We start from the raw sequence: 23,633 nt of genomic DNA on the forward strand, positions 1-23,633 counted from the left end.
ATGCCATCCACCAGCAGGATGCGTTTATCACCTGCACAAACCACCGGCAGGAAGGCTTGAATCATCACTGGCAGTTGCTGCTGCTGGGTTACTAATTCAAGTAACGCAGCAAGCCCCGGGCCAGCGCCATTTGCTCTGATCACCCCTTGACCGGCCTTGCCCCCAAGGGGTTTAAGCACCACATCGGAATGGGTTTCAGCAAAAGCTGCTAGGGCCTCCACCTGGCTGCTCACCATGGTGGGAGCCATTAAATGGGGAAAACGCAGGGCCCCTAATTTTTCATTCCAGGCCCTCAGGCTGGCAGGGCGATTAAGCACTTGAACCCCCTCTAGTTCGGCTAATTCCAGGAGCTGAGTGGCATAGATATAAGCCTCATCCACCGGCGGATCTTTGCGCATCCACACCTTTGGAAACTGCCGCAAAGGCAGCCATTGTTGCTCTCCTAATTCAAACCAAGGCGTGGTGGTTATCGGTTGGGCGCGCACCAAAGGGCCCTCTGCTGAGAAGGCGAGATCGGCAATGCAGCACACCCACACCTGCTCACCAGCCCGCTCGGCGGCTTGCATCAAAGCAACGCTGCTGTCTTTTTCAGGCTTCAGGCGTTCAACCGGATCAACAACAAATAACTGACGGGCCACTGGCTTTAACTCCTAAATCAAGTGAGCAGAGCATCTAGCTGGCCGGATCGTTCTAGGGCATGGAGATCATCACAACCGCCAACGTGTTCAGCGTTGATGAAAACTTGGGGAACGCTGCGGCGGCCGCCACTTTTAGCTGCCATAACCGTGCGGGCTGCTTCATCGCCATCGATTGCGTGTTCGGTATAAATCACCTTTTTGCGATCTAACAGCTGTTTTGCCCTGATGCACAATGGGCAGGACCTCCAGGTGTAGATCTCAACGCTGGCGGTCATGAAAAGCAATCCTTTTGCATTTACCAATTTAGAGGGGTGAGCATTAACGGGGCTGCGATTGAGTACGGTTTGGCTTGGAATTACAAGGCCAGGTGCTCGATCTAACCGATTTCAAACGCGATTTATCTGAACTCACCGATCTCCTGGGCCATGTCCAGGACTGTCTTTGACGTAGCTGGTTTAAATGCGCGTCAGCGTGATCTTGAGCAGCTTGCAGCCCAATCTGATTTCTGGAACGACCAGCAAAATGCCCGCAAGCAAATGCGGCAACTCGATGACGTGAAGGCCCAGTTGCTGCAGCTAAAGCAATGGCACAACTCTATTAATGATGCTCGCGCCACCCTTGAGCTCTACGACCTTGAACCAGACGAGGCGATGTTGCATGAGGCCAATGGCGGCTTGCAAACGCTTAAATCCGCCTTAGATCGCTGGGAACTTGAGCGCCTGCTGAGCGGCACCTACGACCAAGAAGGTGCGGTGATCTCCATTAATGCCGGTGCCGGCGGCACCGATGCCCAGGATTGGGCCTTGATGTTGATGCGTATGTACACCCGCTGGGGGGAAGCCCATGGCATGAAGGTGAGTGTGGATGAAATTTCCGAAGGGGAGGAAGCAGGGATCAAAAGCTGCACGATCGAAATTGATGGCCGCTATGCCTATGGCTATTTACGCAATGAAAAGGGCACCCATCGGTTGGTGCGAATTTCACCGTTTAATGCAAACGACAAGCGCCAAACCAGTTTTGCTGGAGTGGAGGTAATGCCAAAACTGGATGAAGATGTAAAGCTGGATATTCCTGATAAAGATTTGGAGATCACCACTTCCCGTTCAGGCGGCGCGGGCGGTCAAAACGTAAACAAGGTCGAAACAGCTGTGCGGATTTTGCATGTTCCAACCGGTCTTGCGGTGCGTTGCACCCAGGAGCGCTCTCAGCTCCAAAATAAAGAAAAGGCCATGGCGCTACTCAAAGCAAAATTAATGGTGATCGCACAAGAGCAGCGGGCAGCTGAAATCGCTGATATCCGCGGCGACATCGTGGAAGCAGCTTGGGGTAATCAAATCCGTAACTATGTATTTCATCCGTATCAAATGGTGAAAGATCTCCGCACGGCAGAGGAAACAACAGATGTGCAAGGGGTGATGAATGGTGATCTAGATCCCTTCATTCAGTCGCTATTGCGCCAAGGTGTAGACGCCGTTGGTGAGGAAGCCTCATGAAAAAAATCCGATGACAGAAGCATCGCCAAGTTTCGTTAAATTAGCCATGCGCAATATGGTGCGCAAAGGGCGCCAAAGCTTGTTTCATTTTGGCCTCACCGCCGTTGGCCTTACTGGTGTGTTGCTGCTTTTAGCCTGGTTTGCGCGGCCAGCAGTGCCAGGCTGATGCCAAGCCTCGTTTTGGATCTGGCCTACAACGCCCCAGATTCAGCTCTGCTTGATCCTCTTGGTGAAGGCCATTGGCAGCAAATTCTTGAATTGTGGTTGCTAAATTTGCAAAACGAGTTGCCGCAGGAATTTAGGGCTGCTGAATACAGCGTGGGTTTGCAGCTTTGCAGCGATGATGTAATTGCTGCTTTAAATGGCAGTTGGCGCGCCAAGCCAGAAGCCACCGACGTGCTGGCTTTTCCTTCCGGCCCCCAATTGCAATTGCCGGGGGTGCCCTGCGAACTGGGGGACATTGTTATTTCGCTTGAAACTGCAAAACGTGATGCCCTTGAAGGCATTGAACACGAGCTTTGCTTCCTTGCGAGCCATGGATTGCTGCACCTGCTGGGTTGGGATCATCCTGATGAAGAACAGCTGGCGGCAATGCTGATGAGGCAACAACAATTGCTCGAGCTGTTGCCAGCCCAGATCAGCGGTATCGTTGCTAAACAGGCTTTCAGCCGTTGACCTCAGAGTTAGAAGCCACTGATCCAAGCCCTATCGACCTATCGGCTAATCGCCGCTTGCGTCGTTTAAGGGTGGGGGCTTGGCAAGTGGCTAGGGATTTGCCTGCCAGCTTTCGCTATGCCGCCCAGGGCTTGGGCTATTCCTTACTTACCCAACGCAATTTCCGTATCCACGTAACAACGGGGGTGTTGGTATTTGGCTTAGCTCTATGGCTGCAATTATCTCTGGATCGCTTAGCGGTGCTTGTACTTACCGTAACAGCGGTATTAGTGCTGGAATTGCTTAATACAGCCATGGAGGCAGCGGTAGATTTAGCGGTGGGTCGCCGCTATCACCCGCTTGCCCGCATCGCCAAGGATTGTGCGGCGGCGGCGGTGTTGGTGGCGGCAGTTGCATCTTTATTAATTGCGGTGCTTTTACTATTGCCACCTCTGCTCTCAAGGCTTAGTTTCTAATGTTATTAGTTCTTGATAATTACGATAGTTTTACGTTCAATTTAGTCCAATATCTTGGCGAGTTAGCTATTGATCATCCAATTGCTTTAGATGTGCGGGTTGAACGTAATGATGCCCTTGATTTAGCTCAAATTGAAGCTTTGAACCCCGCGGCAATTTTAATTTCACCCGGCCCTGGCACCCCTGATCAGGCAGGTATTTGCCCCCAGGTGATAGCTGAATTAGGGCCGCGGCTGCCTCTGCTTGGGGTATGCCTTGGCCATCAAGCTATCGCCCAAGTATTTGGCGGAAAAGTGGTGCGGGCGCCAGAATTAATGCATGGCAAAACATCGGCGGTACGCCACGGGGGGCAAGGGGTTTTCGCTGGCTTGCCTAATCCTTTAACGGCAACCCGTTACCACTCCTTGATCGCAGAACGTGAAAGCCTGCCTGATTGTTTGGAAGTAACAGCTTGGCTAGAAGATGGCATGGTGATGGGGCTTAGGCATCGCAGTTATCCCTTGCTGCAGGGGGTGCAATTTCATCCTGAAAGTGTGCTTACAGAAGCTGGCCATCAACTGCTAGCCAATTTCCTAGCTAGCGCTTCTGCCTGAGCTAATTGAATCAATACTGCTAGGTTTCAATTTAAATTGTTTATGCCCATGTTTCGCCCAGTGCTCGGTGCTTTCTTCGGTGCCGCCGCCCTTGGGCTGGCGTTACCTGTCGCTGGTGCAGGTGGTGGGGTAACTATCACTAGCTATGGCCATAGCGCCCTTTTAATTCAAGGGGGAGGCAGCTCGGTGCTGCTTAATCCTTATCAATCGGTTGGTTGTGCGGCGGGGTTAACGATGCCGGCAGTATCAGCCAATGTGGTTTTAGCTAGCAGCCTTTTGCGGGATGAAGGCGCAAAGGTTGGAGGCGGCCGCTTTTTAGCAACCCCTGGTTCTTACAAATTGGCAGGCATTCGCTTTGAAGGTTTTGCTGCCCCCCATGATCGGGTGGGCGGCCGTCGTTTTGGTAATGGAGTGATCTGGCGTTGGCGCCAGGGGGGCCTGGAATTTGCCCACCTTGGCGGTACAGCAGCAACGCTCAAACCAGAAGACAAAGTGCTGTTGGGTCGCCCTGATGTGTTGATTATTGGCATCGGCGGTGGAGCCAAGGTGTATTCCGGATCGGAAGCAGCAGCTGTAGTGCGGGAATTAAATCCGCGCCGGGTTATCCCAGTGCAATATCTGCGCAGCTCTAAAGCACCCCTGAATTGCGATCAAGGCGACAGCAAACCTTTCCTGGAAGCCTTGAAGGGCGTGGCCGTTAATAAGCCCGGTGGTGTGCTCACCCTCACACCACCCCTCGGCGATACAACCAAAATTGAGTTGATGCCCTGAAAATATTCGTCCTCCGCATTTGGGGTGATGGCGAAACTGTTCTGGGAGCAACGCCGGGCAGTGGGTTGTTGCTTAGCACTGCAACTTGGTTTGCTGGCAATTTTTATGGGCTTAAGTGGAGGTTCCCTGCAGCCCTTCGATCGCAGCAAAGGCGTGCCAGAAAAGGTGCATCTGCTCCCTAGTGCCAATACTTACCCTTAAAGAACCGTCGATTAGCGCTTTGCCAGCCATGTTTCGGCAAAGGATTCCTTCTGCCCTTAACTTTTGATCCACAAATTCTGCCGCCTGCTTAGGCCAGATCAATAAATAATTGCCGCCGGCTCCATGGTGTTTCACTTTGGCTTTGCTGAGCTGTTCTATCAACCATTTTTTTGCCAGCAATACCTCCTCTACATAACTATCAACGTAGGCTTGATCTCCTAAGGCTGCAATTGCAGCGGTACTAGCAAAACTATTGATGTCGTAGGGGCCGGTAACACGATTCAAACGTTCAATTACTGCAGCCTCAGCTAATGCAACGCCAAGACGTAATCCGGCGATACCAGCAGTTTTTGATAACGAGCGTAAGATTATTAAGTTTGGGTATGAACTAAACGGATTAGAGCTGCCTGCTTGATTTAGCAATATAGGTAGTAGACTATCACCAGTAAAGGCCTCGTAAAGTTCATCCACTACTACTAAAGTTTGAGGAGCAGCAGCTGTTAATTCAAGGATGTGAGTAGCTGCTAGCCGCGTACCAGTGGGGTTATTGGGATTACACAATAACAACAAACGCGGCCGCAATTGAATTAAGGCTGAGCGAATCTCGTCAAGGGGAAATTGAAAATCTGGCAATTGGTATGGGATCGCCTTGATCTGCATACCTTGCATCTCACCGCAGGGTTTGTAGTAACCAAAGGTGGGGCTAGTGGTGAGTAGAACATCGCCCGGATTGCCGTAGGCATGACAAATTGCATGCAAAGCAGCATCAACGCCATTGAAGAGGCCTAATTGTTCGCGAGCCAATTGAAGGGAACGGGAGAAAGCATCTCTTAATTCGTTGTATTCCGGATAGATGGCGTAGTGGTTGGCAGGTATTGCTCGGATTGCTGCCACCACCTTGGGGCTTGGCCCCACAGTATTTTCGTTAAAGTCGAGTCGCAACATCCCCCTGCGACCTTCCAAGGGCGCGCTGTAACTCTGCAGGTTTTCCACTTCCGCCCGGGCTGGCGGCGGCCCAAACGAATCTCCCAAGGTGAACTTACGTTTGCTATGAACAAGCTAATACCTTGGAAGCCCAATGCTTGGCCTGTTTGATATTTATATAAATAAGCAAGCGAATAAGCAGCGTATAGCACTTGGTAAAAGTGGTGAAAAGTTGTTGAGGATTATTGGGCTCAACCCTAGTATTGCAACAGCAGATAGGGCGGATGCAACAATTACCAGAGTGGAAAAGGTTGCAAAAAATAACGGCTATGATGGCTTTGTGATGTTAAATCTATGCCCGCTTCGCTGCACCCATATAAATCTATTGCCGCTTAATGTAAATACTCAAATATGTTTAAATAATCAAGTGCAAATTATTAATTTTATACTCGCCAGCCCCGAGCCAGCTGTGTGGCTTGCCTGGGGTGAGGGCATAACTTTAAGGGAATATTTCTTAAAAAGTTTGGTTTATGTTTATGAAACAATAAAAACTAAAAAAATTAATTGGTTGCATTTTGGACCCCTCACGAAGGCTGGGCATCCCCGCCATCCCTCGCGTTTAAATTATCAATGGGGTTTCGATTCTTTTGATCTAAATAGCTACATCCTCTCAAGGGTTTCAATGCCCAATAAATTGAGGCCCAGCTCTAAAACTTTGGCTGTTAATCCGCAGAGTGCAAGCCGTGAGCTGCGGGCAGGCTCCTCTGCTTTTAATACTGTTACTTGATCATAAAAGCGATTAAAAGATTGGCTTAATTCAAACAAATAGCTACATAGCCGGTTTGGAAGCAGTTCGATTTCAACATCTTGGATAACCTGGTCAAACTGTAGTAGTTGCCGCGCCAAGATCCACTCCTGAGGCTGATCAAATATTAAGTCGGCTGTTTGCTTGGTATTAAGAATGCCGCCTTTTCTTGCGATTCCCTTTATTCTTACTGCCGCATATAGTAGATAGGGAGCTGTGTTGCCATTTAGAGCTAGCATGCGATCAAAACTAAACTGATAATTTGTAATTCTATTAGTACTTAAATCTGCATACTTAACTGCAGCTAACCCAATAGTTGTTGATACCTGTTTCACGAAATCCTCTGATTCGCTGCGATCTTCTTCTTTAATTCGCTTGCGAAGATCATTGCTGCAGTGCTCCACTGCTTCTGCTAGGAGATCTTTTAAGCGAACTGTTTCACCCGATCTAGTTTTTAGTTTTTTGCCATCAACCCCTTGCACCAAGCCAAAGGGCACATGTTCAATGCTTGCCTCAGGCGGAATCCAGCCGGCTCGTTTCGCCACTTGAAATATAGCTGCAAAGTGGTTCGCTTGGCCTGCATCAGTTACATAGATGATTCTTTTTGCGCCATCTCCAGCCTTATCAAATCGATAGCGAATTGCAGCAAGATCAGTGGTTGCATAATTAAAACCGCCGTCGCTCTTTTGGATAATTAGTGGTAGGGGAGTGCCTTCTTTGCTAAGCATCCCTTCAAGGAATACACAGCCGGCACCATCATCAATAACCAGAAAGCCCGCCTGAGCTAGATCACTAACAACTGCTTGCAGATAAGGATTATAAAATGATTCACCGCGCTCTTGCAATGCTATATTTAGCGTATGATAAATTTTTTGAAACTCTTTGCGAGACTGCTCACAAAGTAATCCCCATGCTTTGAGCGAAGTTGGATCACCAGCTTGTAATTTAACAACTTCCTCGCGGGATATTGCCTGGAATTCAATATCACTATCAAAGCGTTCTTTTGCCCCTCGATAAAATGCAACAAGATCTCCTAAATCGATTGCATCAGCTGTATCTAATGCTTCTGGTGCCAGTTCTTTGAGCTGGGTGATTAGCATGCCAAACTGTGTGCCCCAATCGCCTACATGGTTTAGTCTTTTTACCTGATAGCCCCTAAATTCTAATACCCTTGCTAAGCAATCACCAATAATTGTAGACCGCAGGTGCCCAACATGCATTTCTTTTGCAATATTGGGGCTTGAGAAATCAACGATTACTTTTGGTGATAAACCATTTCCTTCAGCGCCTACAGGCGCAACACCTAGGCGCGGATCAGCGAGTTGAGTTTGTAACTCTTGTGCTAACACTTCAGGTTTAATTGTGATATTTAAAAATCCAGGGCCTGCGATTTCAGCTGGTTTACATATTTGATTAAATTCCGGGTCGAGTTTTAATTGATCAGCAATTGCCACTGCAATTTGGCGTGGCGGTTTTCCTAAGCATTTCGAAAGTGCAAGAGCTCCGTTTGCTTGAAAATCGCCGAATTCTGGTTTACTTGCAGCTCCAAAGGCTGGATTAAGGCTTTCACCTTTGCTTTGCGCCAGCTCGGCAGCATCGGGGAAAGCCCGCACGATTGCGTTAATAAGCTGTTGCTCAACGGTGTGGGAGATACGCAGCATGGCTTAGAGCTACCAGTTCAGGGGATTAAGCAGCACTTGATCATCCCTTGTTGGTGTTGAAGCGCATGCTGAGATCAAGCCAAGAGCTGCGGGTGCAGGCAGCGCTGCTTGAAATCAAATCAATACCACTGCTGGCATAAGCCCTTATTTGTTCTGGGTTGATGCCACTGGCCTCCAATAAAACAGGGGTGCCGCGTTTCAAAGCAAGGCTGCGCAGTTGCGGCACAAGTTGTTGCAGTTCAGCAACACTGAATTCATCAAGCAAAATCGCATCAGCGCCTGCTGCTATCGCTGCTTTTGCCTCTTCTGCCGTTTCGGCTTCCACAATTATGCGAGCGGGCCAAGGGGCATTGGCACGTATTGCGGCAATGGCATTTTGAATTCCGCCAGCCCAGGCCAAGTGGTTTTCTTTAAGCATTGCGGCATCATCGAGCCCTACACGGTGGTTGTAAGCGCCGCCGCATCTGCTGGCATATTTTTCAAATATTCGCAGGCCAGGGCTTGTTTTACGAGTGTCTGCAAGGCGCACCCCCGTACCCTCCAGCTGCTTCACAAGTGCGGCAGTAGCTGTAGCAATACCGGAAAGCCGCATCGCCAGATTTAGGGCAGTGCGTTCTGCCGCCAGCATCGCAGTAGCAGCACCTTCAATTTCTAGAACCCGTTGGCCTGCAGTAATTGCATCTCCATCATTAACAAGCAACTGAATTTTTAAGCTTGGATCTAAACAATGAAAGATTGTTTTTGCCAAACTGCCTCCGCAAAACACCCCGGCTTGTTTTGCAAGCCAATGGGCCTCGCCACTGCAACCAACCAGGGCGGCAGCGCTGAGATCACCGCGGCCAAGATCTTCAATAAGCCACTGCTGCATTTGTTGCTGCAAAGCTGGAGTGATTGCAAGGTGAGCCAAATAGTTAGGGAGCAGAGGGTTTTGTTTTGTTGCGTTTTCTACGGCACTTTTCGGAGCAATAGAGCACTTCATCCCATACATTTTCCCATTTTTTGCGCCACTGAAATGCTAAACCGCATACTTTGCAAATCTTGGTTGGCCTATTTAAGTGATGGGGCATTTTGTTAATTATATGCTCAGATTATAATCTGAGTTTAGGTTTGTGTAAATTTTAGCTGGTTTCTTAAATTTTTCTGTGCTTAGCAACCCTCCAGCCTTACAGCGTTAATGCTGGTTGTAATGGATCGATCGATTTATTTTGGGAAGCATTGATTGGCTTTGGTTAATACATCCTGTTTTAGCAGTGGTACTCATCTATCCATTAATTGGTGTGGTGGTGAGATTAGGGGTGCAAGCCCGCCAGAGGCGAGTGGCAGGAGCAAACCTTCCTGTGAGCACCGGCCGCGATCACAGTGATCTTGGCCAGTGGCTTTCCCTTGGCGTTGTGGCAATTTGCTTGATATCTCTCACGGTGATAATCGCCACAGCTAATCCTCTTGCTGAATTCAAAGGTGGAGTGGCCCGCGCTATTGAATTGCTATTGATACTAATTGGAACAATTATTTCTTTACTGGCTCTTTGGCGCTACAGCAGCAAGCCACTACGCCTCATTTTTGCTTTTATCACCTGGGCTGGGGTACTTGGTTTAGGTGCCCAACCGGAAGTGTGGCGCTTAAGTGATAATCCGTTAAAAATTGAATTCTGGCAATCCCATTACTGGGCTGGGGTGGCAGTGGTGGGATTGATGTTGTTTTCACTTGGGGCGCGGCAAGAAATTTTGCGCCAACTTCGCTGGCGGCGAATTCATGTAGCCGCAAATCTCCTTGTGGCATTGCTATTTGTGATTCAAGGAATAACAGGTACCCGCGATTTGCTTGAAATACCCTTGAGATGGCAGAAGCCCGCTCTGGCTGCCTGCGATTGGAGCGCGCAAACTTGCATAGCTCCAAAGCGATGATTTTGCGGAGGTTTTTATTTGCCAATGCAGAATTTAGAAAAAACGCGATCGAGAACAGCTTCTGATATCTCAGCTCCTGTTATTTCACCTAATTGGCTTATGGCATCGCGCAGATCAATGGTCCAAAAATCCCACGGCAGCCCGTTAGCAGCTGCATCTAAACAATGCTCTAAGGCATGTTTTGCAGAAGCTGCTAAATCTTTTTGCCGATGATTTAAGGCAGCTTCTAACCCTAGGCCCTCTCCGCAATAGCCGCATGACGATAATAATTCTGATTTGAATTGTTTCATGCCCTCACCTGTTTGGGCACTTATTTTCACGTTTGCCGGCCCAGCTTCTTTTGCTTCACCTAAATCTAGTTTATTTCCCGCAATGAGCAGATGTAGTTCCTTTGGAATTTCAATTCTTAGGCTTTCATCATTAGGAGTCCAGCCGATGTGGATGTTGTAAACCAAAATTACTACATCGGCGCTTGCAAGGGCTTTGCGGCTGCGCTCAATACCCAGTTGTTCAACTATATCTTCACTTGGCCGAATCCCAGCGGTGTCAAGCAAGGTGATCGGCACCCCATCAATAACTAAATCAACATCAAGTAGATCGCGGGTGGTGCCAGCTTGATCCGTAACTATTGCCCGTTCATTGCCGCATAGGTGATTTAGCAAACTGCTCTTCCCCACATTGGGACGGCCTACAATTGCCACCCGCAGGCCCTCCCGCAGCAACTGCCCCTGGTTGGCAGCTGCAATTAGTAATTGCAATTCTTCTGCAACATTTTTTAGCTCTGCAGTAACCGCCTGGGGATTTAGGGCTGGTAGATCCTCTTCAAAATCAACCCGCGCTTCTAATTCAGCTAATTGATCCAGAAGCTGTTGCCTGAGCGCTTCTATTTTTTGTTGCACGCCACCGGCAAGGCCTGCCATTGCCAGCTGTGCAGCTCGCCTACTGCGGGCTGTGATCAGATCAATTAGCGCTTCTGCGCGAGTGAGATCTAAGCGGCCATTAAGAAAAGCTCTTTGGCTAAATTCCCCCGCGCTGGCCCGTTCAGCGCCAGCGGCCAGCACCAGATCCAGCACTCGCTGCACCACCACCACGCCGCCATGGCAATGGAGTTCCACCACGGTTTCACGGGTGAAGCTGCGGGGTGCCCGCATCAAAAGCAGCAGGGCTTCATCAATGCGTTCTCCAGTAGCGGGATCGCATACATGGCCGTACAGCACCTTGTGGCTATCCCATTGCTGCTGGCCAGCGCTAACAAATAATTTGCGCCCAATCTTTTCCGCTTCAGAGCCACTGATGCGCACAATCGCAACACTGCCCTCTCCAGCCGCTACCGCTGTTGCAACAGCGGCAATCGTGCTGCTGTTATTCATGGCCCTGTTGCCATTTGGCGAGCGCTTGCGACCAATAAATGATTAAAACAGTGCCGCCCCCCAACACAACAGCTGTGATAACGCCGCAGATTGCTCTGCTTTCTGGTACCAACACTGTTCTTACAATGCCATAGGGCACCAACGTAATCAGTTGCAAGCCAAGTGCTACGAGAGCTAAAACAATCCCCCAGCGCCGTTGCAGCAACAGTGCAATACAGGCGGTAATGCCGATGATCAAGGCTGGTAACCATCCTGCTAAAGCCACTACAAATGTGGCAACATGCATGGAATCAGGCTTTGTTACTGCGAGATTTATTGCAACTCCAGCTGCAATTAAGCCAAATAAATTAAGGACCAAACCCAATATTGCTAATTTAAGATTGTTTTGAACTGTTATCAGCCTATTCATCGGTAAAATGGCGGAGTTATACTAATATTTCACACGGCTGCAAGATCTGCCCACCAGGGCCCTCCACCTAGGCCCTAAAAGTTTTGTTTGCGCTGCTTGCTAATTCACCTTTTTATTTCAAGCAATGATTCCAACATTTAAGCTTCCAGCAATTTCTGGCAATGAAGCTGAACTGCTTGAGTTGCTTCAACAAGATCAGCCTGTATTCATAAGAAACTCTAAGTTTGATTTTTCGCAAATTAATTCTGCTTTTTGCTGCGCATTGCATATGCATCAGCCAACGATTCCGGCCGGCGTAGATGGAAGCCTGATTTCGCATTTACAATATATGTTTGAGCATCCAGGCGAAGGGGATAATCATAATGCAGAATCTTTTGCTAATTGTTATAAACGCCTTGCAAAAATAATGCCTGAATTGATAGAGGCAGGATGTAGTCCTCGAATAATGTTGGATTATTCTGGAAATCTGCTCTGGGGGTTTGAGCAAATGGGTCGTGTTGATATTATAAATTCGCTTAAATATTTAACCTGCGACCCAAGCCTTCAGCCCTACGTGGAATGGCTGGGCACCTTTTGGAGCCACGCAGTTGCGCCCTCTACTCCAATACCAGATCTAAAACTTCAAATCACCGCTTGGCAGCATCATTTTGCAGCTTTATTTGGCAATGATGCATTGCAACGGGTGAAGGGCTTCTCGGCCCCAGAGATGCATTTACCTAATCATCCAGATACGCTATATGAATTTATAAAGGCTTTGAAGGAATGTGGCTATCGCTGGTTACTTGTGCAGGAACATAGCGTTGAAAATTTAGATGGCAGTTGTTTGAATCAATCCCAAAAATATATTCCAAATAAGTTGATAGCGCGAAATTTTAAAGGCGAATCAGTTTCAATTACAGTATTAATTAAAACCCAGGGTTCCGATACAAAACTTGTAGGTCAGATGCAGCCTTGCTATGAGGCACTGGGCCTAACTAAACAGGCAATTGGCAATATGAAAGTTCCCGCTTTGGTTTCACAAATTGCTGATGGTGAAAATGGTGGTGTGATGATGAATGAATTCCCCCAAGCTTTTATTCAGGCTAATCAGCGCATCGCCACGCAAAGCTCAACAGTAGCTATTAATGGCACTGAATATTTGGAGCTATTAGATGCTGCTGGTGTGCAGGAGGATGATTTTCCAATCATTCAAGCCGTGCAGCAATATAAGCTATGGCAGCAGATTGATAATCAATTACCACCAGATACCAGCGCAATGGTTGGCGCTTCCTGGACAAATAATTTAAGTTGGGTGGAAGGTTATGCAAATGTATTGGAGCCGATGAATCAACTAAGTGCAAAGTTTCACCAATTGTTTGATCATCTGGTAATTATAGATCCAGAGATTACAAAAACATCTAAATATCAAACCGCACTATTGTATGTTTTATTGCTGCAAACTAGTTGCTTTCGCTATTGGGGCCAAGGCGGCTGGACTGAATATGCAACAGAGATCTATCGAGCCGGTGAAGAAGCTTTGGTGGGCATTTGAAAGGCTTGACAAGCTATTTGCATTGAGGTAAGTTAAATAAAATTTTTTTTAAAAAGTGAAAAAGTTCGTCGCTTCGGTTGGACTATTTGTTGCTTTTGCGAGCTTGTCAAGTTCATTGTCTCACGCGCAAGAAGCAAGCAAGGTTCAAATCTTCGATTCCAATATAACTGTTGCTCAAGTATTAAAGGCCCAAACCGGATGGTGCAATGCCTTATTGAAGATCAGCTCAACCTATGCTTCCGGTGGTATTAATGCAGCAAAACCACTGGCTGCGCAGGTAATTAATTCTGCCTACGCATATCAATATGGCCCGGTGGCTTTTAAACCCACCCTCACCAGTGGAGCGCAAACTTTTCGCGCCACTAAAGAGGGTGCACTTGCATACTTCGTTGGTAATGATCCTAATTATCCATCAGACAAGGGTTTTGCTTTAAAGGATTGGCGCAGTTGCACAGCTGTGAATAATGTGATTCAAATAGCGGGGCCGTCTGCTACTACAATGGGTAACGTATTGTTTACCGACTCCAAAGGTGTTGTAACTACTGTTGATAAAACATGGAATTTTGTTAGGGAAAATGATGGTTCAATTAGAATAATGTTGCATCATTCGTCTTTACCTTTTGGTGGTTGAGCTAGATTGATTTAAGCAAGTTATCAATATCTCAATATATTTATATTTTAGCTGCCAATTCCAGTGCGCGCAATATCTAATACATCAGCCATGGATCGGATCTGGCTTAGCGTTGTTTGCAACTTGCTTGCATTATCTAATTCAATACGTAGATCAATGCGGGCGGGTTTACCAAAAGCAGTGCGCACTCTGGCATCGCTTACATTGATACGGCTATCGGATAATTGCATGAGAATATCTTTTAATATTCCAACCCTATCTAATACCTCAATTCGTAATTGAGTTGGGTAGTTGCGGCGATGATCTCCACTATTTGGATTCCAACGCACAGGTAGCCGCCGTTCAGCTGGAGTTTGAGCCAAGTTGCTGCAATCTTGGCGATGGATTGTGATGCCGTGATTTCCTAAAGCCACAGCACCCATTATTGTTTCACCCGGCAATGGGCAACAGCAACCGCCAAGGCGATATTCCAAACCTTCTACACCAAGAATTGGGCTGCCATTTATATTGTTGCTTCTAACTTCTGCCTGTTCAGAAAGATTTTTTGCTAATTCTTCATTGCTAGCCTCGGGTAACTTGGCTGCTTCCTGCAATCTGAGCTCTTCCCGCAGGCGATTTGTTACTTGATGTTGGGTAACACCTCCAAAACCTAAGGCAGCTAAAAGATCATCTACATTGCCAAGATTGCAACGCTTACTAACGCGAGCCATCGCTTCACTATGTATCAAGCTTTCAAGCCCATCACGGCCCAGCTCCCTTTCAAGAATCTCTTTACCCCTAATTATATTTTCTTCGCGATGGCTTTTTTTATACCACTGACGAATTCTTTCCCTTGCTGTAGGGGTGGCAACAAAATTTAGCCAATCGAGGCTTGGATGTGCACTTTTGCTGGTTAATACTTGAACAAAATCGCCATTTTGCAATGGGGTTGTGAGATTGCAAAGGCGATCATTAATACGCACTCCTTGGCAGTGATTACCCACTTCACTGTGGATTCGATAGGCAAAATCAACAGCTGTTGAACCTTTGCGTAAACCTATAACATCACCTTTTGGCGTAAATACAAACACCTCTTCATCAAATAGATCTTCTTTGATAGATTTTAAATAATCGTTGTGATCTTGCCCGCCACCTTCCTTTTGCCAATCCACAAGTTGTCTTAACCAATTAAAGCGTGCCATCTCATCGCCATCGGCAGGTGAGCCACCTTCTTTATATTTCCAATGGGCTGCGATTCCGTATTCCGCTACATGATGCATATCAGATGTGCGTATTTGCACTTCAATCGGTCTATGTCTGCCGATTACAGCTGTATGGAGTGATTTATAACCATTTGGTTTAGGTAGGCCGATGTAATCTTTGAAACGCCCTGGTATCGGCCGAAAAGTATCGTGCAATACGGCTAATGCGCGGTAGCAATTTTCAACAGATGAAGTAACAATTCTTAGAGCTGCCACATCATAAATTTCATGAAAAGCCTTCTGTTGGCGTTGCATCTTGCTCCATATTCCATATAGATGTTTTGGTCTACCAACAACATCACAATCATTTACTCCTGAAGCTTTAAGTTTATTTTTTAGCAATTCAACCGTAGTTGCCAAACGATCTTCCCGCTCGCTGCGTTTGCTTGCCACCTCCTGTTGAATTTGACGAAATGCTTCCGGTTCAAGCACCTTAAATGCCAGATCCTCTAGTTCCCACTTGAATCGTCCTATCCCAAGACGGTTTGCTAGTGGGGCGTAAATATCACGGGTTTCTGTTGCAATGCGATGTTGTTTGTCTGGTTTCAGCGCACTAAGCGTTCGCATATTATGCAAACGATCAGCTAGTTTAACTAATACAACTCTGATATCACTAGCCATTGCTAAAAACATCTTGCGTAGATTTTCTGCCTGTGCTTCTGTGCGGTTTGTGAAGTGAATCCCGCCTAACTTTGTTACCCCCTCAACTAAACCTCTCACCTCAGAGCCAAAACGCGCTTCTATTTCGTTTAGTGTTACACCGGTATCTTCCACTACATCATGTAAGAATCCTGCGGCTATTACCGCAGCACTGCCGCCGATATCCCTTAATAAATCGGCAACTGCTACAGGGTGAATAATATAAGGCTCACCGCTCGCTCTTACTTGGCCTTGATGCAATTGATAAGCAAAATCAAAGGATAAAGCCAGCAGTGCTTCTGGATCTGTTGGGCAACTATCGCCATTGCCAACAGGCACATTAGCGATGCATTTTTTCAACCAATCGGGCAGCTTTATGTTGTAGCTGCTTGAGCAGCGGATCCTTTCAGGCAGTGTTACTGCCTCGATACCGCTTTCCAGATCAGCTGTTTTTAGCATTAATCGATCGGATTACAGCCATGCTATGCAGCATCGGGGTAAAAACCCCATTACTAAAGCTTTAATCCTCTATGGAAGCAGCTGCAAATCAGTTGGTGCTCCAACTAGACCAACTGGTGGTGGCCTACCCCAGTTGCAGCGAACCCACGTTGCAAGGGCTAACGCTTCAGTTGCACAGAGGGGAGCGTGTTGCCTTGGTGGGCCCTTCCGGTTGCGGCAAAAGCACAGTTGCTAAAGCGGTGTTACAGCTACTACCCCCTGGCAGTAAAAGCAGTGGTGGTTTGCTCTTGTGTAATCAAGATCCCAGAATCCTGCGGCCCAAGGCGCTGAATAAATTGCGAGGTGAAGCGGTGGGTTTGGTATTTCAAGATCCAATGACTCGCCTGAACCCGTTATTAAGTATTGGCGGTCATTTAACTGACACCTTGCGGGCCCATCGCCCTGGTGTTGCGCGCGAACAGGTGCGCCAGCGAGCCGAAGCTTTACTGCAACGGGTGGGCATCACAGCTGATCGCTTTAACAATTACCCCCACGAATTCAGTGGTGGGATGCGTCAGCGCGTGGCAATTGCCCTTTCGATGGCCCTCAATCCCCCTTTGGTAATCGCCGATGAACCCACCACCAGCCTCGATGTGGCTGTGGCTGCCCAGGTAATGGCCGAACTCTGCAGCCTTTGCGATGAATTGGGCAGTGCGTTGCTATTGATTAGCCACGACCTTGCTTTGGCTGGGAAATGGTGTGAGCAAATGGCTGTGCTGGAGCAGGGGCGTTTGCTAGAGCAGGGTTCAGTTAATCAGGTGCTGCAAAACCCCCAGCAACCTCTCACTAAACGTTTGGTGGCGGCGGCGCGGCGGCGGGAAGGGGGCGATACCCCCAAATCGCCAGAAGCAGCAGTGGTATTGGAATTACACCAGGTGCGTTGTTGGCACAGGCTTCCCTCTCTGCCGTGGCGTTCCCGTTGGCTTAAATCCGTTGATGGGGTTTCACTGCGGCTCCATGCTGCTGAAACCCTTGGGTTAGTAGGTCCTTCCGGCTGTGGGAAAAGCACTCTTTGCCGTGCCTTGATGGGGTTAAACCCCTTGCGGGGCGGGGAGGTGCTGTTGCTTGGTAAGCCTCTAGCAGTGGCAAGCCAGCGGATGCAGATGGTGTTTCAAGATCCGCTGGCTTGCCTTAATCCTGTAATGGATGTTCAGCGCGCTATTGCTGATCCTCTTTTGATTCACCGCATGGCAACAAAAGCCGCAGCTCGCAGCATGGCTTTGGCCTTGATGGATGCTGTGGGTTTGCCCGCTAGTTTTGCTTCGCGTTTGCCGCGTGAGTTATCCGGCGGCCAACAACAAAGGGTGGCAATTGCCAGGGCCCTTATTTTGAAACCAAGTGTTTTGTTATGTGATGAATCAGTGAGTATGTTAGATGCAGAAATTCAAGCTGATGTTTTGGAATTGCTGCGTGATCTGCAGCATCAATTTGGGTTAGGAATTATTTTTGTAACCCACGATTTAGGTTTAGCTAGCGGGTTTTGCCATCGTTTAATTATTTTAAATCAAGGCAAGATTGTTGAGGAGGGGCCCGGGGATAAGTTGTTGCGAAATCCGCTTGCAGAGATCACCAAACAATTGGTAGCAGCCTCCCCAAGACTGCCTCAACTGGTGGTTTAAATGGTTCAAATGCAAAGGCGGCTTTCACTTTTTAGTTTGGTGATGGCCGTTGTTACCAGCACCATCGGTTCTGGCTGGTTATTTGCCCCCTACTTAACGGCTCAGCTCGCAGGGCCGGCCAGCTTATTTAGTTGGTTGGCGGGCGGGGCAATGGCATTTTTGATCGCCTTGGTTTTTGCTGAACTTGGTGCCTTGGTGAGTAGCTCCGGTGCCTTGGCGCAGATTCCACTGCTCACCCATGGCCGCACCTCAGGTTTTGTTGGTGGTTGGGCCGCCTGGTTGGGTTATGTGGCCTTGCCGGCCATTGAGGTGCTAGCAACGGTGCAATATCTGGGCAGCAGCCTGCCCTGGCTCATCCGCGGTGGCGGTTCCGCAGGTCTTAGCAACTGGGGTATTGGCTTGGCCAGCCTGCTGCTGCTGTTGTTTGGCTGGATCAACCTGGCGGGGGTGGCGGCCCTAGCCCGTTGGATTGATGGCCTCACCGTTTGGAAGTTATTGGTGCCGCTGGGGGTTTCCCTGGTATTGATCCTGGGCTCGGCCCATGGGGGCAACCTGCAGGTGGGGGGCTATCAAGCCCGGGGGGTGCTTGATGCCCTTAGCACCGGCGGCATCCTCTTCAGCCTGCTGGGCTTTCGCACCGCCATGGATTTAGCTGGCGAGGCGAAAAATCCCCAGCGGGATGTGCCCCTGGCCATGGGTATCGGTTTGGCGATATCGCTGCTGATTTATTTGTTGTTGCAGCTGGCCTTTCTCCTGGCGGTGCCCCCGCCTTTGTTGGTCCAGGGCTGGGGGCGGCTGCAGCTCACGGCCCATGGGGGACCACTGGTGGCGGTGGCCCTCGGGCTTGGGCTCAGTGGGCTGGCTACCCTCTTGATCACTGATGCGGTGGTGTCTCCCAGTGCCACGGCGATGGCCTACATGGGCACGGCGGCCCGGGTTAACTGGATGTTGGCGCGTTGTAGGTTGTTGCCAGCCCCCTTTTCCCACATCAATAGGGCTGGGGTGCCGTCGGTGGCCCTGGCCGCCACGGTGTTGATTGGCCTGGTGTTGCTGCAAGGTGGACCCAGCTGGCCCAAGGCCGTGGGCTTTGTAACTGCTGCCCTTGTGATTTCCTTGGCCATGGGTCCCATTAGCCTCGAGGCCTTGCGCCGCCAAGCCCCTACGGTTCATCGCCCTTATCGGCTGCCAGCCGCCCCCTGGCTGTGCCCCCTGGCTTTTGTGCTGTCCACCTGGGCGATTTTTTGGTGTGGATGGGGCAGCCTGCAGCTGGCGGTTCCCCTAATCCTTTTGCCCAGCCTTGGATACCTGCTGGTTTGCGGGGCTGGCGGAGTTGAGTTTAGGGCCGGTGCCTGGTGGTTTTTATATCTGGGGGGTATTACTTTCGCCTCCTATCTATTTGGTTCTGGCCGCCCCTATGAGCTGGATCAGGGGAGTCAGTTGTTTCTGCTTAGTGTCTTTGCCCTGCTGGTATTTCCCATGGCGGTGAACTCTCGTCTGCCCCAGCTCTCCCCCCACGCCATGGTGGAGCTGGGCGGCCAACAACCCTGATCAGGAATGGATTTCCCGATTGATATTGCCTTGATTCAGGCTCGAGTTGACCTTATCAAGTTGTTGATGCGTGATCAAAATGTGTTGATTTGCGTTTACCCGAGATTGCTCCTGCTCAACCTGCTTAGTGGGACAGCCCTGGGTTTGCCGCGATCCTCCAAACGGCAGTTGCATATGACCGCTTCCATGACCGAGGGCTTGGAGATATTGCAGCGGCAATCTGGCAGCTTTTACATCTTTACCACCGAGCATCTCATCGATGGGATTGGGATGGAACTGATTCGTCAGGCCAAAGTTCTTAATCCAAAGCACCGATGTTTGTTGGTACTCACTAATAACCATAAAGTGCTGGCGCAACAGACCCTGGCGGCGGGGGCCGATGCGGTGGTTTTGGAGGAAAGTTTGGGGCGTACCGGCGCCTTGATTTTTGCGATGGAATGCCTCAGCAAGGGGCAGGGTTTTGTGGATCCCGCCTTTAATAGGCCTATTTGTACTGACAATGCTCCAGGGGAGCTGACCCCTAGGGAGATCCAAATCCTGCAGTTGGTGTCCGAGGGTTTAAGCAACCGTTCCATTGGAGAACAGCTACATATCGCAACTAGTACCGCCCGGGACCATGTGCGCGACATCCTGCGCCGTTTGGGGGTGAAAAGCCGGGCAGCGGCAGCGGTTGAAGGGCTGCGCCAGGGCTATTGCCGCTGAGAACCCTCCATTTGACGGATTGATGGGGTTGATCTGTTTCGCATAGAAGTTGTTGACTTTCAAATATCTAAATGCTCCTCATTAGTGCAGCCCCCTTGATTTCGCCATTGCTGGAAAGTTCGCCGCTGACGGTGGAAGTGGGCGGTAGCCTTTGGTGGGGTGGTTTCACCGCTGAACTGAAGATCACCAACAGCAGTGATAAAGATCTGCAGAATTGGAGTTACACATTCGATAGTCCCCACAGCATTAGTGGCGCCCCCTGGGGGGCAACTGTTACCAGCACCGCCTTGGGTAATGGGATTAGCCGCTACACGCTGAGTGGTGCTGGCTGGGCGGCGGGGCTTAAGGCGGGGTCGTCGGTGAGCGTTGGTTTCAATGGCAGCCAGGGCAGCAGCATTGGCAACGATGGGGCCCTGAGCTCAGCGCAGTTGTTTGGCAACAGCACGCCGCCAGTGGTCATAACACCAGTGGTTCCCGTGGTGCCGGTAGTCCCAGTCCCAGTGGTTACTTCCCCAGTGGTTGGTAATGGTGGGTTGAGCGTGGAAGTGGGCGGTAGCCGTTGGTGGGGTGGTTTCACCGCTGAACTGAAGATCACCAACAGCAGTGATAAAGATCTGCAGAATTGGAGTTACACATTCGATAGTCCCCACAGCATTAGTGGCGCCCCCTGGGGGGCAACTGTTACCAGCACCGCCTTGGGTAATGGGATTAGCCGCTACACGCTGAGTGGTGCTGGCTGGGCGGCGGGGCTTAAGGCGGGGTCGTCGGTGAGCGTTGGTTTCAATGGCAGCCAGGGCAGCAGCATTGGCAACGATGGGGCCCTGAGCTCAGCGCAGTTGTTTGGCAACAGCACGCCGCCAGTGGTCATAACACCAGTGGTTCCCGTGGTGCCGGTAGTCCCAGTGGTGCCAAGCCCCCCAGTTATTGGAAATGGCACTGGTTACGCCGAGGCCCTGCAGAAGTCTTTCCTCTTCTATGAGGCAAATCGCTCCGGTGATCTTGATGAGGCCACAAGTCGGGTGCCCTGGCGAGGTGATTCCGGCCTCAATGATGGCCGCGATGGGGTGTACTTCGGTGATCGCAACGCCGCCAACCTGCAGCTGGGGCTCAGCCTTAACCTCACAGGTGGCTATTTCGACGCCGGTGACCACGGCAAATTCGGGATGCCCCTGGCCTCCACCATCTCCAGCCTGGCCTGGGGGGGGATTGCCTTCAAGCAGGGCTACAACGCCACTGGTCAGCTGGATGAACTGCTGGCGGCGGTGAAGTGGGGCAGCGATTACCTGCTCAAGGCCCATGGCACCGATGCCGCTGGCAACACCAGTTTCTTTGTGGCGCAGGTGGGTGATGTGGCCGCAGACCATGCTCTTTGGAGCGCCCCCGAAAGCCAAACCATTGCCCGGCCGGCCATGGCCGTTACCGCCCAGAAGCCCGGCTCCGACGTAACAGCCGGCAGTGCCGCTGCCCTGGCCTCCGCTTCAATTCTCTTTCGGGAGAACGGTTCAATTGCCTACGCCGATGAACTGCTGCGCCATGCGGAGTCGCTTTATCGCTTTGCCGATACCTACCGGGGCAAGTATTCAGACTCAATCACCGAGGTGCAGAGCTACTACAACTCCTGGAGTGGCTACGAAGACGAACTCAGCTATGGCGCCGCTTGGTTGGCCCGGGCCACAGAGGCAGCTGGTGGTGATGGCACTGCCTACCGCCAGAAGGCTCTCCAGCTCTATAACACCGAGATCGGTGGCTTGAGCAACGGCTGGACCCAAAACTGGGATGACTGCTCCTACGGCGCCGCTATGCTTCTTGCTGAAGACACGGGTAATGCCAAGATCCGCAGCGATGTGGAGGGCTGGCTGAACAGTTGGGTGAATGGCAGCAATGGGGTGCAGATAACTTCTGGGGGCCTGCGTTTTATCAGCCAGTGGGGTTCCCTCCGCTATGCCGCAAATACGGCGATGCTGGCTGGGGTTTACGCCGATAGCGTTACCGATCCCAATGGCGCCTACAGCCAGCTGGCCACGGATACCATCGACTACATCCTCGGTGACAACCCCCGTAACTCCAGTTATTTGGTTGGTTATGGTGATAACTCGCCCCAGCAGCCCCACCATCGGGCCGCTTCCGGGGTGGGCTGGGATGGTTTCCGCAATGGCCTGCCAAACGAAAATATCCTCTATGGCGCCCTGGTAGGGGGCCCCAGCCAGGCCAACGACTTTGCTTATGCCGATGTGCGTAGCGACTACATCGCTAATGAGGTGGCTATCGACTACAACTCTGGCTTCACGGGTGCATTAGCTTTCGCGGCCCAGCGGAGTGCTGGCTTCTAGCGCCGGCGCAGCATCTCTAGCAATCGCTCGAAACTCCCCGGCAGGGGAGCTTCAAAAATCATCCTTTCCCCCGTAACCGGATGATTTAAGCCAAGCTCCACCGCATGTAGTGCTTGGCCAGGTAGTTCAACGGGCAATTTGCGGCAACGGCTGTAATTAACATCGCCCACCATTGGATGCCCGATGTGGGCGCAATGCACCCGGATTTGATGGGTGCGGCCGGTATCCAGCTTGAAGCGCAAAAGGGAATAGTCGCCAAACCGCTCTAGCAAGCGCCAATGGGTGCAGGCATACCGCCCTTGCTCGTCTGCAACTACCGCATACTTTTTGCGATCGATCGGGTGGCGACCGATCGCGCCCACCACCGTGCCCTCTGTAGTTTTTGGTGCTCCATGTACCACCCCCAGATATTCCCTTGAGGCAATCCGCTGCTGAATTTGAATTTGTAATTTCACCAGCGCTTCTTGGCTTTTGGCAATCACGATGCAACCGGTGGTGTCTTTATCAAGGCGATGCACAATGCCGGGCCGCATTTCACCGCCGATACCGGGAAGATCAGGGCAATGGTGCAGCAAGCCGTTAACTAATGTTCCTGTTTTATTACCTGGCGCTGGATGCACAGTGATACCGGCAGGCTTATTTAACACAATTAAATGTTTATCTTCAAATAACACTTCTAGTGGTATTGCTTCGGGTTTGAGATATTCAAGTGGTTCTGGTGGTGGCATCCATAACTGCACTAAATCGCCCTGGCGCAGGGGGGTTTTAGCTTGGCCCGTAACACCATTTACCTCAACGTAACCGGCATCAATAAATTTTTGGATGCGGGCGCGGCTTTGTTCTGGCCGTTGGCTAACAAGCCAACGATCCAAACGCATCGGTAGTGGTTTTGGATATGTAAACCCTAGTAATTCGCCTTCCCCTTGGCCAAATCCCAATTTGTTTTCTGCATGAACCATGCTGCAACGCTATAGGTAAAGCGGGCGATAATAAAT

The 23,633-nt window shown here is 50.1% G+C and carries 23 protein-coding genes and 1 pseudogene; 14 read left to right on the plus strand and 10 right to left on the minus strand.

Features of this window, described 5'->3' with window-relative positions:
- Together AC2JC8_RS01835 and grxC are read right to left on the minus strand one after the other, a co-directional pair.
- Positions 1-638, minus strand: a 638-nt coding sequence (locus tag AC2JC8_RS01835; RefSeq protein WP_484594095.1) for an ATP-grasp domain-containing protein, incomplete at its 3' end; no start/stop codon positions are given.
- A gap of 17 nt (positions 639-655) precedes the next feature.
- Positions 656-913, minus strand: coding sequence for a glutaredoxin 3 (grxC, locus tag AC2JC8_RS01840; RefSeq protein WP_484594096.1), 258 nt, complete (start codon positions 911-913; stop codon positions 656-658).
- Positions 914-1,005: 92 nt separating this feature from the next.
- Here grxC and prfB point away from each other — a divergent pair.
- From prfB to AC2JC8_RS01870, 6 genes are all read left to right on the plus strand, one after another.
- A protein-coding gene (gene prfB, locus AC2JC8_RS01845) for a peptide chain release factor 2 (protein WP_484400965.1) occupies positions 1,006-2,131 on the plus strand; the annotation gives its coding sequence in 2 pieces (ribosomal slippage) (positions 1,006-1,080 and positions 1,082-2,131; 1,125 coding nt in all).
- Between the two features lie 10 nt (positions 2,132-2,141).
- On the plus strand, positions 2,142-2,297 hold the full coding sequence (locus tag AC2JC8_RS01850) for a DUF3285 domain-containing protein (protein WP_484400958.1): 156 nt from the start codon (positions 2,142-2,144) through the stop codon (positions 2,295-2,297).
- A complete protein-coding gene (gene ybeY, locus AC2JC8_RS01855; RefSeq protein ID WP_484400959.1) occupies positions 2,297-2,806 on the plus strand; it encodes an rRNA maturation RNase YbeY in 510 nt (169 codons plus the stop codon). The genes AC2JC8_RS01850 and ybeY overlap by 1 nt, the downstream gene beginning before the upstream one ends.
- A gap of 32 nt (positions 2,807-2,838) precedes the next feature.
- Positions 2,839-3,261: a diacylglycerol kinase family protein gene (locus tag AC2JC8_RS01860; RefSeq protein ID WP_484400966.1), complete on the plus strand. Its 423-nt coding sequence runs from the start codon at positions 2,839-2,841 to the stop codon at positions 3,259-3,261.
- Positions 3,261-3,854: an anthranilate synthase component II gene (locus AC2JC8_RS01865; protein WP_484594097.1), complete on the plus strand. Its 594-nt coding sequence runs from the start codon at positions 3,261-3,263 to the stop codon at positions 3,852-3,854. Before AC2JC8_RS01860 ends, AC2JC8_RS01865 begins: the two co-directional genes overlap by 1 nt.
- A gap of 42 nt (positions 3,855-3,896) precedes the next feature.
- Entirely contained in the window at positions 3,897-4,625 is a 729-nt protein-coding gene (locus AC2JC8_RS01870; protein ID WP_484594098.1) for an MBL fold metallo-hydrolase, read from the plus strand.
- Positions 4,626-4,736: 111 nt separating this feature from the next.
- Here the strand turns inward: AC2JC8_RS01870 and AC2JC8_RS01875 are convergent, their stop codons facing one another.
- On the minus strand, positions 4,737-5,819 hold the full coding sequence (locus AC2JC8_RS01875; protein WP_484594099.1) for a pyridoxal phosphate-dependent aminotransferase: 1,083 nt from the start codon (positions 5,817-5,819) through the stop codon (positions 4,737-4,739).
- Between the two features lie 85 nt (positions 5,820-5,904).
- On the opposite strand from AC2JC8_RS01875, the pseudogene AC2JC8_RS01880 reads away from it, so the two are divergent.
- A pseudogene (locus AC2JC8_RS01880) lies at positions 5,905-6,351 on the plus strand (DUF1643 domain-containing protein); the annotation flags it as partial.
- Between the two features lie 59 nt (positions 6,352-6,410).
- On the opposite strand, the gene argS reads toward AC2JC8_RS01880, so the two are convergent.
- From argS to AC2JC8_RS01895, 3 genes are read right to left on the minus strand one after another with little or no spacing between them, the layout of a single operon-like run.
- Positions 6,411-8,216 carry an arginine--tRNA ligase gene (gene argS / locus AC2JC8_RS01885; protein WP_484400508.1) on the minus strand — a complete coding sequence of 602 codons (1,806 nt, stop codon included), beginning with the start codon at positions 8,214-8,216 and terminating at the stop codon, positions 6,411-6,413.
- Positions 8,217-8,256: 40 nt separating this feature from the next.
- Entirely contained in the window at positions 8,257-9,084 is an 828-nt protein-coding gene (nadC, locus tag AC2JC8_RS01890) for a carboxylating nicotinate-nucleotide diphosphorylase (RefSeq protein ID WP_484400553.1), read from the minus strand.
- 43 nt (positions 9,085-9,127) lie between these two features.
- Complete coding sequence (locus AC2JC8_RS01895; RefSeq protein ID WP_484400509.1) at positions 9,128-9,283, minus strand: DUF2256 domain-containing protein; 156 nt, start codon at positions 9,281-9,283, stop codon at positions 9,128-9,130.
- 138 nt (positions 9,284-9,421) lie between these two features.
- On the opposite strand from AC2JC8_RS01895, the gene AC2JC8_RS01900 reads away from it, so the two are divergent.
- Positions 9,422-10,120, plus strand: a complete 699-nt coding sequence (locus AC2JC8_RS01900) for a DUF4079 domain-containing protein (RefSeq protein WP_484400511.1) — start codon at positions 9,422-9,424, stop codon at positions 10,118-10,120.
- A 14-nt stretch (positions 10,121-10,134) separates the two neighbouring features.
- Here the strand turns inward: AC2JC8_RS01900 and mnmE are convergent, their stop codons facing one another.
- On the minus strand, positions 10,135-11,490 hold the full coding sequence (gene mnmE, locus AC2JC8_RS01905) for a tRNA uridine-5-carboxymethylaminomethyl(34) synthesis GTPase MnmE (RefSeq protein ID WP_484400512.1): 1,356 nt from the start codon (positions 11,488-11,490) through the stop codon (positions 10,135-10,137).
- Entirely contained in the window at positions 11,483-11,899 is a 417-nt protein-coding gene (locus tag AC2JC8_RS01910) for a Hepatitis C virus core protein (RefSeq protein ID WP_484594100.1), read from the minus strand. The genes mnmE and AC2JC8_RS01910 overlap by 8 nt, the downstream gene beginning before the upstream one ends.
- Before the next feature lie 124 nt (positions 11,900-12,023).
- Here AC2JC8_RS01910 and AC2JC8_RS01915 point away from each other — a divergent pair, with 124 nt between their 5' ends.
- Together AC2JC8_RS01915 and AC2JC8_RS01920 are read left to right on the plus strand one after the other, a co-directional pair.
- Positions 12,024-13,430, plus strand: coding sequence for a glycosyl hydrolase family 57 (locus tag AC2JC8_RS01915; RefSeq protein WP_484594101.1), 1,407 nt, complete (start codon positions 12,024-12,026; stop codon positions 13,428-13,430).
- 115 nt (positions 13,431-13,545) lie between these two features.
- Positions 13,546-14,061, plus strand: coding sequence for a phosphoribosyl-AMP cyclohydrolase (locus AC2JC8_RS01920; protein WP_484594102.1), 516 nt, complete (start codon positions 13,546-13,548; stop codon positions 14,059-14,061).
- A gap of 47 nt (positions 14,062-14,108) precedes the next feature.
- Here AC2JC8_RS01920 and AC2JC8_RS01925 read toward each other — a convergent pair whose 3' ends face one another.
- The gene (locus tag AC2JC8_RS01925) at positions 14,109-16,400 is read right to left on the minus strand and encodes a RelA/SpoT family protein (protein WP_484419898.1); all 2,292 of its coding nucleotides are present in this window, start codon (positions 16,398-16,400) and stop codon (positions 14,109-14,111) included.
- 71 nt (positions 16,401-16,471) lie between these two features.
- Between AC2JC8_RS01925 and AC2JC8_RS01930 the strand changes: the two genes are divergently transcribed.
- The 4 genes from AC2JC8_RS01930 to AC2JC8_RS01945 all read left to right on the plus strand — a co-directional run bounded on the left by AC2JC8_RS01930 (position 16,472) and on the right by AC2JC8_RS01945 (position 22,638).
- Positions 16,472-18,058 (plus strand): ABC transporter ATP-binding protein, encoded by a 1,587-nt coding sequence (locus tag AC2JC8_RS01930; protein ID WP_484594103.1) that lies wholly within the window; start codon positions 16,472-16,474, stop codon positions 18,056-18,058.
- Positions 18,059-19,606, plus strand: coding sequence for an APC family permease (locus tag AC2JC8_RS01935; protein WP_484594104.1), 1,548 nt, complete (start codon positions 18,059-18,061; stop codon positions 19,604-19,606).
- Positions 19,607-19,612: 6 nt separating this feature from the next.
- The gene (locus AC2JC8_RS01940; protein WP_484594105.1) at positions 19,613-20,308 is read left to right on the plus strand and encodes a LuxR C-terminal-related transcriptional regulator; all 696 of its coding nucleotides are present in this window, start codon (positions 19,613-19,615) and stop codon (positions 20,306-20,308) included.
- A 71-nt stretch (positions 20,309-20,379) separates the two neighbouring features.
- Entirely contained in the window at positions 20,380-22,638 is a 2,259-nt protein-coding gene (locus AC2JC8_RS01945) for a glycoside hydrolase family 9 protein (protein ID WP_484594106.1), read from the plus strand.
- On the opposite strand, the gene AC2JC8_RS01950 is transcribed toward AC2JC8_RS01945, so the two are convergent.
- Positions 22,635-23,597 carry an RluA family pseudouridine synthase gene (locus AC2JC8_RS01950; protein ID WP_484594107.1) on the minus strand — a complete coding sequence of 321 codons (963 nt, stop codon included), beginning with the start codon at positions 23,595-23,597 and terminating at the stop codon, positions 22,635-22,637. The two genes, AC2JC8_RS01945 and AC2JC8_RS01950, sit on opposite strands and share 4 nt — an antisense overlap.
- Positions 23,598-23,633: the final 36 nt, after the last annotated feature.

It is taken from the genome of Synechococcus sp., assembly GCF_982614295.1.